Annotated in this window: 10 protein-coding genes; 7 read left to right on the forward strand and 3 right to left on the reverse strand. The window is 68.9% G+C overall.

What is annotated here, in order from left to right:
* Positions 1 to 7: 7 nt before the first annotated feature.
* Positions 8 to 1318 (reverse strand): ABC transporter substrate-binding protein, encoded by a 1311-nt coding sequence (locus ACIBL3_RS19605; protein ID WP_396354830.1) that lies wholly within the window; start codon positions 1316 to 1318, stop codon positions 8 to 10.
* Between the two features lie 129 nt (positions 1319 to 1447).
* On the opposite strand from ACIBL3_RS19605, the gene ACIBL3_RS19610 reads away from it, so the two are divergent.
* Together ACIBL3_RS19610 and ACIBL3_RS19615 are read left to right on the forward strand one after the other, a co-directional pair.
* Entirely contained in the window at positions 1448 to 1816 is a 369-nt protein-coding gene (locus ACIBL3_RS19610; protein WP_396354831.1) for a hypothetical protein, read from the forward strand.
* Positions 1804 to 2418: a hypothetical protein gene (locus tag ACIBL3_RS19615; RefSeq protein WP_396354832.1), complete on the forward strand. Its 615-nt coding sequence runs from the start codon at positions 1804 to 1806 to the stop codon at positions 2416 to 2418. Before ACIBL3_RS19610 ends, ACIBL3_RS19615 begins: the two co-directional genes overlap by 13 nt.
* 243 nt (positions 2419 to 2661) lie before the next feature.
* Here ACIBL3_RS19615 and ACIBL3_RS19620 read toward each other — a convergent pair whose 3' ends face one another.
* Positions 2662 to 6027 carry a S8 family peptidase gene (locus tag ACIBL3_RS19620; protein WP_396354833.1) on the reverse strand — a complete coding sequence of 1122 codons (3366 nt, stop codon included), beginning with the start codon at positions 6025 to 6027 and terminating at the stop codon, positions 2662 to 2664.
* A 143-nt stretch (positions 6028 to 6170) separates the two neighbouring features.
* Here ACIBL3_RS19620 and ACIBL3_RS19625 point away from each other — a divergent pair, with 143 nt between their 5' ends.
* The 5 genes from ACIBL3_RS19625 (at position 6171) to ACIBL3_RS19645 (ending at position 12797) form a co-directional block, all read left to right on the forward strand.
* Positions 6171 to 7145: a hypothetical protein gene (locus ACIBL3_RS19625; protein ID WP_396354834.1), complete on the forward strand. Its 975-nt coding sequence runs from the start codon at positions 6171 to 6173 to the stop codon at positions 7143 to 7145.
* Positions 7146 to 7220: 75 nt separating this feature from the next.
* Positions 7221 to 7985: an ABC transporter ATP-binding protein gene (locus tag ACIBL3_RS19630; RefSeq protein ID WP_396354835.1), complete on the forward strand. Its 765-nt coding sequence runs from the start codon at positions 7221 to 7223 to the stop codon at positions 7983 to 7985.
* Complete coding sequence (locus tag ACIBL3_RS19635; RefSeq protein WP_396354836.1) at positions 7982 to 10639, forward strand: ABC transporter permease; 2658 nt, start codon at positions 7982 to 7984, stop codon at positions 10637 to 10639. Before ACIBL3_RS19630 ends, ACIBL3_RS19635 begins: the two co-directional genes overlap by 4 nt.
* Before the next feature lie 31 nt (positions 10640 to 10670).
* On the forward strand, positions 10671 to 10811 hold the full coding sequence (locus ACIBL3_RS19640; protein WP_396354837.1) for a hypothetical protein: 141 nt from the start codon (positions 10671 to 10673) through the stop codon (positions 10809 to 10811).
* A 207-nt stretch (positions 10812 to 11018) separates the two neighbouring features.
* On the forward strand, positions 11019 to 12797 hold the full coding sequence (locus ACIBL3_RS19645; protein WP_396354838.1) for a glycerophosphodiester phosphodiesterase family protein: 1779 nt from the start codon (positions 11019 to 11021) through the stop codon (positions 12795 to 12797).
* On the opposite strand, the gene ACIBL3_RS19650 is transcribed toward ACIBL3_RS19645, so the two are convergent.
* A complete protein-coding gene (locus ACIBL3_RS19650; RefSeq protein WP_396354839.1) occupies positions 12794 to 13849 on the reverse strand; it encodes a glutamate--cysteine ligase in 1056 nt (351 codons plus the stop codon). The genes ACIBL3_RS19645 and ACIBL3_RS19650 overlap by 4 nt on opposite strands.
* Positions 13850 to 13861: the final 12 nt, after the last annotated feature.

Consider the following 13861-nt stretch of genomic DNA (forward strand, 5'->3'; position numbering starts at 1 on the left):
GACCGGGCTACTTGGCGATGGCTTCGATCTGGGTCTTCGCCTTTTTCAGCAGGGCGGCGTTGTCGGCGCCCTTGGCGACCGCCTTCTGCAGCATCGGCGTGAGCACGGTGTTGACGATCTCCTGCCACTTCGGAGTGGCCGGCCGGGCCACCGTGGCCGGCGACTTGAGCGTCGTGAGGATCGCGGGGTAGTTCTCGTGTCCGGCGACACCGGCCTGCGACTCGAACGCCGAGATGCGGGCGACCAGGCCGAGCGACGTCGTGATCGACAGCTCGTTGTGCTGGTAGGCGAACGCGACGAACTTCTTCGCTTCCTCCTGCCTGGTCGTTGCCTTGGGCACTGACAGGTACCAGGCGCCGGGCACGCCGGCGATACCGCCGGGTCCCGCGATCATCGGGGCGACGCCGATCTTGCCCTTGACCGCAGCGTCGGCCGGGGTCTGCGTGTAGGCGTGGCCCCAGAAGCGCATCATCGCGAGCTTGCCCTGGTAGAAGAGGTTCTGCGCGCCGGCCCAGTCGAGCTGCGCCGCGCCGGACGGCGCGTACGGCAACAGGCTGGTGTAGAAGTTCAGCGCCTCGAGGTGCTCGGCGTCGTCGATGGTGACCTGCCCACTCTTCGGGTCGAGCACCATCGTCGTCTCGCCGGTCTGCGACACCGTGGCCAGCCACTCCGTCTCGACGGCGCCCTTCACGTCCGTGCCGTACAGGTCGGTCTGCCCGTCGCCGTTGGTGTCGCGGGTGAAGAACTCGGCCACGTCGCGGTACTGCTTCCAGGTCGTCGGCGGGACGAGTGCATAGCCGTACTTCGCTTGGAAGGCAGCCCGCTCCTTGGCGTCGCCGAACAGATCCGTGCGGTAGTAGAGGATCTCGGAGTTGGTCCAGACCGGCATGCCGACGTACGCGCCGTTGACCTGTGCCTCGCTCACCAGGCCCGGAAACAGGTCGCGTTTCACGTCGTCGGTGAACAGGTCGTCGAGCGGCGAGACGCCGGCGGCGAAGGCGCTCAGCCAGATCGCGTCGAGTGCGGCCACGTCGAAGGACGCCTGGCCGGAGCCGAGCTCGGTCTGGACCCGGTCGTACAGGCCGTCGTAGGGCAGTTCGACCAGGTCGACCGTCGTACCGGTCTCCTGCTTGTAGCGCTCGGCGACCGGCTGGAGCTCGGCGCGGCCGCCACCCTCCACCAGGACCGTGAGGGTGTTGCTCCCGCCGCCGGAGCTTCCGCCCGCGCCGCAGCCGGCGGCGACCAGGCTCAGGCTCGCGACGACGGCGATGCCACTGACGACGGTCCGGAGACGACCGCTCGTGCTGCGAAGCTTCATCACTTCGACTCCGTTCCTTGCACACCAGGATTGTGGTCAAACGTTTTGGCAAAACGTCTTGGCAGCAGTGTTCCCAGGCCGGCGCCGGCCGGTCAACGCCAAAGATCTGCCAAACCGACGCCAAACTTTTTGGCACTCACTGCAGCCCCGGTTGGGCTCGATCGAGCTGCTGGACTGCTGGTCGGCGCCGGACCGGCGGGCATGGTCGACGACAACCTGCTCGGCGCCGGCTACGTCGGGTTCACGGTGCTCGCCGGGAACCACTTCGGCCTGCTTGTCTCCGGCAACAACATCTTCCCGCGCCGCGAGAGCTCGGTGCACCTGAAGAACTGCACGAACAACCCGATCACCGCGAACCGCCTATCCTCGACTGCGGGTCTACTGGCGAGTTCCGGGCGTTCCAGGGTGCGACGTACGGGTTCCGGACTACGCCATGACCCGCCATCGGCGGGCTCAGCGTGCGAGGGGCGGCGGTGTCGGGCACCATGGAGCGTGTGACCAGCCCCAATCCGCGTCGTCCGATCATGCCCGGCAACAAGTTGTTCGAGTCGTTGCCTGGGGCTGCCGACCCGGCTGCCGTCACCGAGGTGGCGCACCGGACCGCCGAGCTGCTGGTTCGCGGCGTCCGGTCCTCGGAGGACACCGAGGTGCACGCACGGGTGGTGAAGCTGGCCGACGACTACGGTCTCGACGAGCTGGCCGAGCTGTGGTCGGACGCACCGTCCGACTCACTGCCGGGTGCGCTCTGGCGGCTGTACCTGTTGCGGTCGTGGGTGCACTCGAACGCGGAGGAGGTGTCCCGCGAGTTCACCGCCGGCCGCAAGTACGCCGAGGTGCACGCAGTGGTCGCGGGGGTCGCCGAACCTCCCGGTCCGACCGAGGTCCGCGACATGGTCGACGCCGTACTGCGCGGTGTCGCGACCGGGGATTTCGCCACCACTCTGGACCGTGCGGCGGCGTTCGCGCGGATCGTCGCGACCGGACGAGCGCACCTCGCGGACGACGGACACGACCAGGTGCTGTCGGCGTCGAAGCTGGTCGAGATGGCCGATCAGTTGCAGACGGCGGCGCGCACCGAACGCGCCGGACAACTCTGGTAGTTGCAGAGATCAGCTTCGGGTGCTATGGCGTCTTGAGGCCCGAGATCCCAACAGGACAAGGGGTTTTGGCACCCGTTACACTGTTCGAGGTGTCGGGCCGGTGCAAGCCCCGGGTCCCAAAATAAGCCGCTACGAGCGGCCACGCGCCGTGAGGCGCTTCCCGGTCCGGCGCCAACAATCTTCCTACTGTTCCGTACTGCAGAATGCCCCGGCAGCGCGTGCTACCGGGGCGTTCTGGCGTTGTCAGCGGACTTGGTAGAAGCGGGTGAGGGTCTGGGTCACAGAATTGTTGTTCGAGTCGGTGAGCGCGACCTTCAGGGTGACGAAGTCGGTGGCCAAGGTGTTGTCGGCCAGGGCGACGGCCTTGGTGCCCACGTTGACGACGGGGATCTGGGTCCAGGTGGTCCCGTCATCGGTGGACATCCAGGCCTGGGCCTTGGTGATGCGGCCCGGCTTGTACCAGTGACCGGACTCCGCGCTGATCGTGATCGGGAACACCTTGAGCCGGGCTGCGCGGTCGTTCAGGTCGACCGGAAGGTCGTAGTCCGGGAAGAGCAGCGGAAGCGGCTTTCCGGCGTCGGCGGCGGAGCTCTTGAACTTCCATCGGGTCTCGGCCAGCGTCGGCGACTCCCACTTGTAGTTCCCGCGCTGCCACCGGATCAGGTCGTAGACCAGCTCGAGGTTCGACGCCGCGGCCGGCACGTCCCAGTACCCCTGTCCGTAGAACCCGTACTCCCCCAGCGACACGCCGTCCGCGAGCAGCTCGGTGCCGCCGAGGTCCAGGAACCCGCCGCGGGAGAAGTGCCCCGGCTCGGTGTCCGACCAGGTCGGGAAGTTGCTCCAGATCGAGTTGCCCTCACGCGCGGCAGGCGCGTACTTCTGCCCAGTCGTCTGATCGGTGACCATGCCTGGCCGGAGCCCGGCCTTCCACCAGCTCTCGGTGTGCCGGCTCCCAGCCTGGTACGACGTCGCCGTGGACGTCATCAGGGTCGCGAACGGCCAGCTCATCGAGTCCGAGTGCCCGACCATCTGTGACACCTTCGTGTCCCGGTCGGCCGTGACCAGGTGCTGCACCCGGGCCGGCGCCGCGACCGATCCACGGGTCCCGGTCGGGATCAGCTGGATGCTCCACGGTCGCCACACGTCGACGTACTCGGAGTAGGTGTAGTCCTTCCCAGGTGTGTGGTACGTCGCGTCGATCGTGGCCAGCTCGCGATCGCGCACCCGGTGCTCCGGCTTGCCCTTCACCTGCTGCTCGTGCGCGAACGCCAGGCTGTAGAGGTACGGCGACTTGGCGTCGGCAGGCGATCCGAGCTGCCAGCCCTCGACCACCTCGAACGTGCCCCGGCTCGCCTTCGGCGTGGTCCCGAGGTAGACCGACTTGATCTGCGTGCCGTAACTGCGGCTCGAGGCAAGGATCCAGTTGTCGACGATCCGGCCGTAGGTCAGGCTGCCGCCCTTGCGCTCGGCCGGCCGCTGGGTGGTCACCTTGGCCTCGGCTGCCGTCCGGGCGTCGTATGTGATGGTGGTGTTCGCCGTCAGCGTGGCCTCGGGGTTGCCGAGGAACGAGTACGACTCGACCATGCCGTCGGCGTTCTCGGTCGCGATGATCGCGGCCAGCGAGTACGTGCCGGCCCGCAGGTGCAGGGTCCGGTCCGCGCCGTCGAACCCGATCCGCTGCGCGGCGATGCTGTCGAGGTCGAACACGTCCAGCGCGGTGATCGACGAGGCCGGCTGCCCGTTGCGGTCGATCAGCTTGAACGTGACGTCAACGAACTGCGGCTCGAGGTAGAAGCCGAGCGGCGTGACGACCGTCCGGCCGTCGGTGCCGGTGGCAACCACCCGGGCACTGATCGCGCCGTATACCCCGTAGTCCAGTGTGGCCGACGGGTCGATCGTCACCGGAAGCTCGGCAGTGCCGCCGGCCGGGACGGTCAGCGATCCGGCGCCGAAGCTGATCAGGGAAGCGGGCAGCGCCTTCCCGTTGTTGCCGCGGGCATCAACGGCGAAGGTGAGCGTCACCGGGGAGTCGGAAGCGTTCACGTAGGTCAGCGGCTTGGTGATCTTGTCCGCCGGAGTGTGCGGCCAGGCGAAGGTCCCCAGATCCACCGTGCCCGGACCGGTCACCTTCTGCGCCACGGCCTGCGCGACGTCGAGTTCGCCCGCGCCCTGCTCGTAGATCCCGACCTTGCTGGCCGAGCGCACCGAGTTCTGCAGGGCCGCCTTCAGTTGCTGACCGCTCCAGTCCGGGTGCTGCTGTTTCAGAATCGCCGCCGCGCCGGCCACGTGCGGCGTCGCCATCGAGGTGCCGCTCAGGTCGGTGTACGCCGAGTCGCCGCGACCACCCGCTCGCGCCGCGGTAATATCCACGCCGGGAGCCGCGATGTCCGGCTTGACCGCGTGGTTGCTCATCACCGGGCCGCGGCTGGAGAAGTCGGCGGTGGTCTGGGTGAGGTCGGTGGCCGCGACCGTCAAGGCCGATGCCGCACAACCCGGGCTGCTGATCGTCTCGGCCGGGCCGTAGAGGTTGCCCGCCGCAACGACGAACAGGACGCCGGACTCCGCGCTGATCCGGTCGAGGGCCGCTGCCATCGGGTCGGTGCAGTCGACGGGTTCCGGCGTACCGATGCTCATGCTGATCACGTCGGCGCCTTCGGCGACGGCCCATTCCATGCCGGCGATGATCCAGGAGAGCTCACCGCTGCCGTAGTCGTTCAGGACCTTGCCGGACAACAGTTGCGCGCCCGGAGCGACGCCCTTGTTCTTGCCGTTCGAGGCGACGCCGCGACCGGCGACCGTGGAGGACGTGTGCGTGCCGTGGCCGTCGCGGTCGCCGACCTCGGGGCTGTCGGTGAAGTTCTGCTGGGCCTTGACCGCGCCGGCCAGGTCCGGGTGCTCCGCGTCGACGCCGGAGTCGAGTACGGCGACCGTCGTACCGCTACCGTCGTACCCGGCCTGCCAGGCCTGCGGGGCGCCGACGTACGGGACGCTCTGGTCGAGGGTCTTGCGCACCTTCGCGTCGAGCCACAGCTTCTGCACGTCGCGCCCGGTGGACAGGGCCTGCCACGTGTCGCGGGCCTGCGCCTTGTCGGTCCGCAGGGCGGCTGCACCGACGGACGTCAGCGTCCGAGTCCGGGTGGACCCGGCGGGGACGGCCTGCTGGGCGGCGCGGGCTGTCGGCTTGTAGGTGGCGATGACGGGGATCTGGCTGGTCGACGCATCGTCGTACCCCTGCCGGATCAGGCCGCTCACGTTGAACAGCGCCTGATCCACCTTGCCGTTGTTGACGAGTTTGGCCGCGCTGTCGGGGACGACGTACAGGTCCTTGCCGATCGTGCGGGTCTCGTAGCCGGCCTGGGCGGGGTCGGCGGGTACGAAGCGGACGCTGCTGCGGCCGGTGCCTGCTGGGGTGACCTGGACCTTGTCGCCGGTCAGCAGGGTGACGACCTTCTCGGTGTCGGCCTGGACCGGCAGCGTCGGCCGGGGTTCGGCGGCCGGCGCGGGCAGGCCGGCAGCGGCGGGAAGCGAGCTGGGTACAGCGGCGACGGCGAGCAGGGCCGTAATCCCTGCGCCGGCGAAGGTTTTGCGCACCAGTGAGCGGAAAAACATGCGGATGACCACCTTCGTGACGTTGTCGCGGGTCAGTCCATCGCAAAACCGCCAGCGAAAGAGGGGCCTGGACTGGCAGGATTGCGACAATTCACGAACCTGCCAGAGTCCGCCCGCCACACAACCGTCTGCTGGGAGGCATCGTGCTCGACGTGCTCGGACTGGATGACTCCGAAGAACTCGCCTACCGCGCCCTCGTCGAGGTGCCGTCGTACGACGCCGCCGGACTGGCCGGCCGCCTCGGCTGCCACCCGGTCGAGGCCGCCCGCGCGCTGGTCGCGCTCGAGACACTCGGCCTGGCCGCTCGCTCCAGTAGCGGCACGGACCGGTACGTCGCCTCACCGCCGTCGGTCGCCCTCGCTGCCTTGGCCGTGCAACGTGAGGAGGAGCTGCGACGGGCACAGCGCGAGATCGAGTCGCTGGCCGAGGTCTACCGCGGCACCGACACCGAGCGGTCGGTCGGCGACGTGGTGGACGTCGTCCGGGGCGCCAAGGCGGTCGGGCAGCGGTTCGCGCAGCTGCAGATGTCCGCGCGGGAGGAGGTCCTCGGCTTCGTGAAGGCGGAGATCGCTGTCGTCCCGCCCGAGGAGAACACCGAAGAGGACGCGGCGGTCAACCGTGGTGTGCGCTACCGGGTCCTGATCGAGCGGAGGTCCTTCGACCGACCCGGGTTCTTCGCGGCCGCGTCCGACTCACTGCAGGCGGGTGAAGAGGTCCGCGTCGTACAGGAGCTGCCGATGCGGTTGCTGATTGTCGACCGGCGGATCGCGCTGGTGCCGTTGCTGTCCGGCTCCGGTGGCAGCATCGGTGCGCTGATCGTGCACAGCAGCGGCATGCTCGACGCACTGCTCGCGCTGTTCGACCGGGTGTGGCGTGACGGCCTGCCTCTCGTGCTCGGCACTGACGGCATGGTGGAGGGATCGTCCGACGGTCTGCCCGAGCTGGACGCCCGCATCCTCGGTCTGCTGCTGGCAGGGCTCACCGACCAGGCCGTGGCGAACCAACTGAACCTCTCGATGCGCACAGTTCAGCGCCGGGTCCGGGCCCTGATGGACCTGGTTTCCGCAGACACCCGGCTCCAACTGGGCTTCCACGCTGCCCGCCGGGGGTGGATCTGATCGTCGGGGGCGCGCACACTCGAAGGTGGGTGACCGCTAAGGCTGGGGGCCGCTGATCCGCCGGGGAGGGGCGCGATGGTCGGCTTGGAGGGGACCACGGACGTCGTGGAGACGCAGGGGGTCGTGGAGGCGCAGGGCATCGTCCGCGTGTACGGCGAGGGGGAAACCGCCGTCCACGCGCTGCACGGCGTGGATGTCTCGATCGAGCCGGGACAGCTGACCGCCGTGATGGGCCCGTCGGGGTCGGGCAAGTCGACGCTGATGCACATCCTGGCCGGGCTGGACCGGCCGACGTCGGGCTCGGTCCGGATCGACGGCACCGAGATCACCACGCTCGGCGACGACGCGCTGACCAAGCTGCGCCGCAAGCACATCGGATTCATCTTCCAGTTCTTCAACCTGCTGCCGATGCTGTCCGCGCGCGACAACGTGCTGCTGCCGCTGACGATCGCAGGCGAGAAGCCCGACCCGCAGTACTTCGCCGACCTGATCCAGCGGGTCGGGCTGTCCGACCGGCTGCACCACCGCCCGGCCGAGCTGTCCGGCGGCCAGCAGCAGCGGGTCGCGATCGCGCGGGCGCTGGTGTCGCGGCCGACGGTCGTGTTCGCCGACGAGCCGACCGGCAACCTGGACTCGCGGACCAGCGGTGAGATCCTCACGCTGATGCGCAGCTCGGTCGAGGACTACGGCCAGACCACGGTGATGGTGACGCACGACGCCCGCGCGGCCGCGATGGCCGACCGGGTGCTGTACCTGGACGACGGCGAGATCGTGAAGGAAACCGGCCCGTCCAGCCAGCACGAGATCCTGCAGATGATCGACACGCTGGACGTCCAGTGATCCGGTTCGCGTTCCAGGGTCTGCTGGCCCGCAAGCTGCGGACGGCGCTGACCGCGATCGGCGTCGTCCTCGGGGTGTCGCTGATCTCCGGCACCTACGTGCTGACCGACTCGATCACCGGCGCGTTCGACTCGATCATCACCGAGAACTACAAGAACACCGACGCCGCGATCACCGGCAAGACCTCGTTCGACGCGGCCGACGACGGGACCGTGTCGGCGCCGCCGTTCGACGCCGGGCTGCTGGACGAGGTCCGCGAGCTGCCTGAGGTCGGAATTGCCGGGGGCAACGTGTTCGGCGAGGCGCAGCTGATCGGCAAGGACGGCAAGGCGGTCGTCTTCGGCGGCGCCCCGAACCTGGGCTTCAGCGTGGACCCGGCGCTGCCGCAGTTCAACTCGCTCACCCTGGTGTCCGGCGACTGGCCGAAGCCGGGCGAGGTGGTCGTCGACACGCACAGCGCCGAGGAGAAGGGGTTCGCCCCCGGGGACACGATCCGGGTCCAGGCGCGCGGCCCGGCCGAGGAGATGCGGATCGCCGGGCTGGTCGAGTTCGGCGCGGTCTCGTCGATCGGCGGCGCGACCCTGGCCGGCTTCGAGGTCGGGACCGCGCAGCGGCTGTTCGACAAGTCCGGCAAGCTGGACCAGATCCTGATCGCGGCCAAGGCCGGCACCAGCGTGCAGCAGCTCATCGATGCGGTGCAGCCGATCCTACCCCCGCAGACCCAGATCAGGTCCGCCGAGGACCAGGCGGCCGAGGAAACGGCCGAGATCACCGGGTTCCTGTCCTTCCTGGAGACGTTCCTGCTGGTGTTCGGCGGGATCGCGCTGTTCGTCGGCTCGTTCGTGATCGCCAACTCGCTGTCCATCACGATCGCCCAGCGGACCCGCGAGTTCGCCACCCTGCGCACTCTCGGCGCGGCCCGCCGCCAGATCCTCGGCACGGTCGTGCTCGAGGCTTTGCTGACCGGGTTCGTCTCCGCGGTGATCGGGCTGTTCCTCGGGCTCGCGATCGCCGCCGGGTTGTTCAAGCTGTTCGACTCGGTCGGCTTCACGATGCCGAACAACGGGTTGGTGTTCCAGACCCGCACGATCGTGGTCGCGCTGCTGGTCGGCGTCCTGGTGACCGTGCTGGCGAGTCTGCGGCCGGCCTGGCGGGCGACCCGCGTGCCGCCGATCGCCGCGGTCCGCGAAGGCGCGACGCTCGCGCCCGGTCCGCTGCACCGGTTCCGCCCGGTGGGCGCCGCGCTGCTCGCCGCGGCGGGCATCGGCCTGGTGGTCGTCGGATTGTTCGCAGACGGATTGTCGACAACCGCCCTGCTGTCGTGTCTCGGCGCGGGAGTCCTGCTGTTGTTCATCGGCATCGCGCTGTTCTCTGCGCGCCTCGTCCGCCCGCTCGCGGCGGTGTCGGACCCGATCGCACGCTGGGCGGTCGTCGTACTGACGGCTCTCATCTGGCCGTTCATTTTGGTGCCGTTGTGGGCGGTACGGCGACTGTTCGGCCGGCACCCCGAGTTCCCGCGGGTTCTCCCCGACCGGCCTGCGGTCGCCATCGGCGGCCAGAACAGCCGGCGCGACCCACACCGGACGGCGTCGACCGCGGCAGCGTTGATGATCGGGCTGGCTCTGGTCACGCTGGTCGCCACCCTCGGCGCGGGCATCATCAAGCCGTTCGAGCAGGCCGTCGACGGGATCTTCAGCGCCGACTACGCAATCACGGCGCAGAACAACTTCAGCCCGTTGCCGCCGACGGTCGCCGCCGCGGTGGCCGAGGTCCCGGCCGTCGAGGAGGTGACCAGCGTGCGCGGTGGGCAGGCGCAGGCGTTCGGCAAGACAATCACGATCACTGCCGTCGATGCAGAGGCGCCGCAACTGCTCACGTTCGACTGGCGCGACGGCTCGCAGGCGGCACTCGGTGAGCTCGGGACCGACGGCGCGATCGTCGACGCCGAGTACGCCGACGACCACGGGCTCACGCTGGGATCCCGGTTCCCGATGGTGATGGCGACCGGGGCGACCCTGCAGCTGCAGGTGCGCGGGATCTTCCGGCCGCCGGCCGGCGGGTCGCCGTTCGGGAACGTGACCATCTCGACCACGACGTTCGACTCGGCCAGCACCCAGCCGATGAACGTCTTCACGTTCGTCAACGTGCGCGGTGGCGTCAGCGCGGAGAACACGGCCGCCCTGGAGAACGCGCTGCAGCCGTTCCCGAATGCGAAGGCGATGACGCGGGAGGAGTTCAAGAAGGCGCAGACCGACAGCGTGAAGAGCCTGCTCAACGTGCTGTACGTGCTGCTCGCGCTGTCGGTGCTGGTCAGCCTCTTCGGCATCGTCAACACGCTCGTGCTGACCGTGTTCGAGCGGACCCGGGAACTCGGCATGCTGCGCGCGATCGGCCTGACCCGAGGTCAGGTGAAGCGGATGATCCGCCAGGAGAGTGTGATCACCGCGCTGATCGGCGCGGTGATCGGGATCGTCCTCGGCCTGGTGCTCGCGTCGCTGCTGGCCGCCCGGCTGGAGGAGGTCACCTTCACCGTCCCGACCGGGCAGCTGGTGATCTTCGCGGTCGTCGCCGTGGTGGTCGGCATCTTCGCCGCGATCTGGCCGGCTCGCCGGGCGGCCCGGCTGAACCCGCTGGAGGCGCTGCAGTACGAGTAGCTGATCCCCCGCGGTGTTGGCTTCCCGAATCGTGAAGCGCATCGCCGCCCTGGCCGTCGTCCTCGCTCTGACCGGTTGCTCGACCGTGGAGTCGAAGGACATCCGGACCAGCGGCATGACCGCCAACCTGCTCGTCACGCTGCCCGAGAACGCCGACGAGGGCTCACGGTGACCTCGGTGCCGGCCTTCGTCACCACCGGGCCGCTGGGGTGACGAACTACAGCAACCGGCTGCGACGACTCGTATCCGCTCCGTAGTCATCCGCGACACGCGGAGGTCACCAGTCGGCCGCTTCTGGGCTACCTTCACGAAGGCACAGGTCCTCCTGTGGCAGCCAGCCTCAGGGGCGTCCGCCCACACCCCTCTGGAAGGAACCCCCATGCGCCGCCTTACCCGCGCGCTGCTTCCGCTTGCCCTTGTTGTTGCGGGACTGCTGCCGGCCGCTCCGGCTGCCGCGTCTCGTGGCGACTTCGACATCCAGGCCCATCGCGGCGGCCTCGGGCTCACGGTGGAAAGCACGATCGCGTCCTTCTCGCACGGCCTCGAGCTGGGCGTCAGCACCCTCGAGCTGGACGTCCAGATCACCGAGGACGGCCACGCCGTCGTCACCCACGACCGCAGGATCTCCGGCACGAAGTGCAAGGACACCGCGCCCTACACCCCGGGCGACCCGGAGTACCCGTACGTCGGGAAGTTCATCAAGACCCTCACCCTGAAGCAGGTCAAGCAGCTCGACTGCGGTACGCAGACGCTGCCGAACTTCCCCGGCCAGCAGCCCGACCCGGGCGCCCAGATGCCGGAGCTGCGCGACGTCTTCGCACTGGTGCACCGGTTCCACGCGTACGGCGTCAAGCTCAACATCGAGACCAAGGTCGAAGCCGGCGCGCCGTCGGAGACCGCGCCGCGCGAGCAGTTCGTGCAGGTCGTCGCGCAGGAGGTCCGGACCGCCCGGATCGCCCGCCAGGTGACGATCCAGAGCTTCGACTGGGGCGCGCTGATGCGGATGCGCGAGGTCGCCCCCGAGCTGCCGCTGGTCGCGCTGACGAACTACGACTTCCTGCAGGTCGGCCAGCCCGGCAAGTCGCCGTGGCTGGGCGGCATCGACATCGACGACTTCGGCGGTGACCTGGTCAAGGCGACCAAGTCTTTCGGCGCGTCCGCGATCTCGCCGGTGCACGGCTTCCCGCAGGACGGCAAGATCACCGATCCGACGTACCGGCCGTACGTGACCGAGGAGATGGTGAAGTCCGCGCACGATGCCGGGATGAAGGTCGTGCCGTGGACGGTCGACGACCCGGCGACGATGCAGTCGCTGATCGACAAGGGTGTCGACGGCATCATCACCGACTACCCCGACCGGCTGCGCGACGTCGTACGGTCCGAGGGCTTCCGGCTTCCCCGGTCGTACGACGCCCCCGCCGTACGGTCGTTGCCGTCGGCGCACGCGCACAACGACTACGAGCACCGGCGGCCGCTGCAGGACGCGCTGGACCGTGGGTTCAACAGCGTCGAGGCGGACGTGTGGCTGATCGACGGTGAGCTGCGGGTTGCGCACGACCTGGAGGACGCCGTACCTGGTCGGAACCTGGAGAGCCTGTACCTGAAGCCGCTGGCCGACCGGGTCCGGGAGAACCACGGGCAGGTTTACAAGCACGGGCGCGACTTCCAGTTGCTGATCGACATCAAGAGCGACGGGCCGTCGACGTACGCCGCCATCGACAAGGAGCTGACCAAGTACCGGGGCATCAGCACGGTGTTCATCAACGGTCGCGTGGTCAAGGGCGCAGTGACCCCGGTGATCAGCGGCAACCGCCCGCTCGACGTGCTGAAGGCGCAGAAGGTCCGGTACGCCGGGTACGACGGCCGGCTCGCCGACCTGCGGTCCGGCATGCCGGCGTCACTGATGCCGCTGGTGAGCGACAACTGGACCAACCACTTCACCTGGACCGGCATCGGCCCGATGCCGGCCGCGGAGAAGACCAAGCTGCACGACATCGTCGTACAGGCTCACCACGCCGGCTACCGGGTGCGCTTCTGGGCGACGCCCGACATCCGCGGCGCGGCCCGCGAGGCGTTGTGGAGCGAGCTGGCAGCGGCAGGCGTCGACCACATCAACACCGACGACCTGCACGGCCTGGAAGGCTTCCTGCGCAACTAGGGTTTGACTTCCGTGAGGGCGATGAGGTTGGCGCCCTCACGGAAGGCCCTGCGTTGGCGGACGGCTCCGTTGCCGGTGCTTAGTACCCGCTGGATGCCGTCCTCAACCATGTCCGCCGCGTCGAGTTCCTGCAGTGCCGGTTCGACGTGCTGCAGCAGCCGCTTCAGGACCTGGACCATCGGCAGCGACTCCGCCGTACGCACATCGAGGCCGTTGCCCGTCAAGCCATCCCGCGCGGCCAGCCAGTAGGCGGCGCGCAGTACCTCCGGCTCCAGCGACGGACCCTGTGAGCCGTCCTCGACCGCCGTCATCACCAGAGCGCGGACCACAGTCGCGAGGACCACGGTCTCGTCCACCGTGAGTGGGATGTCGCTGACCCGCACCTCGATCGTCGGCAAGTGTGACGACGGCCGGATGTCCCAATAGACCATCTGCTCGTCGATCAGCGTGCCCGACGCCAAGTGCATCGCGACCAGTGCATCGTAGTGCTCGACCGACTCGAAGTACGGCGGCGGTCCGGCACACGGCCACCGGGTCGTCATCAGCCATCGCCAGCTCGCGAAGCCAGTGTCCTGGTCGAGGTAGATCGGCGAGTTCGCGGTGAGCGCCAACAGCACCGGCAGCCACGGCCGGAGGTGGTTGCTCGCCCGGATCGCCGCCTCCTTGTCCGGTACGTCGACATGCACGTGACAACCGCAGACACCCTGCTCGCGCGCCAGCAACCCCCACTTGTCGGCCAGCTCCTGGTAGCGCGGCTTCCGCGTGATCGACTGCGCGGCCCGCCCGTGCGGCGGTACGGCGATGGCGAGCAGCCGCCCGCCTTCGTCCGCTGCCGCCTTGGCGAGCCTGGCACGCATCTCGGTGAGGTGGCCGCGCAGCTCGTCGGCGGTCTCACAGACCGGGGAGTTGATCTCCACCATGGCTCTGGTCAGCTCGAGGGCGACGTCGAGCTCCTGGACGTCCGCCACGACCGCCTTGCTGCGTGGGAGGGGGTCACCGGTGGCGGAAACCAGCAGGAGCTCTTCCTCGACCCCCATCGAAGGGCTCTTCACCCGCATCCGGTA

The organism is Kribbella sp. NPDC050124 (assembly GCF_044460355.1).
Classification (GTDB): Bacteria; Actinomycetota; Actinomycetes; order Propionibacteriales; family Kribbellaceae; genus Kribbella.

What these genes read in the sequence shown, in the direction of transcription:
- ACIBL3_RS19615 (WP_396354832.1), top strand. Translation starts at nt 1,804, where the DNA reads ATGGAGCGTGTGACCAGCCCCAATCCGCGTCGTCCGATCATGCCCGGC.
- ACIBL3_RS19645 (WP_396354838.1), top strand. Translation starts at nt 11,019, where the DNA reads ATGCGCCGCCTTACCCGCGCGCTGCTTCCGCTTGCCCTTGTTGTTGCG.
- ACIBL3_RS19620 (WP_396354833.1), bottom strand. Translation starts at nt 6,027, where the DNA reads ATGTTTTTCCGCTCACTGGTGCGCAAAACCTTCGCCGGCGCAGGGATT.
- ACIBL3_RS19630 (WP_396354835.1), top strand. Translation starts at nt 7,221, where the DNA reads ATGGTCGGCTTGGAGGGGACCACGGACGTCGTGGAGACGCAGGGGGTC.
- ACIBL3_RS19605 (WP_396354830.1), bottom strand. Translation starts at nt 1,318, where the DNA reads ATGAAGCTTCGCAGCACGAGCGGTCGTCTCCGGACCGTCGTCAGTGGC.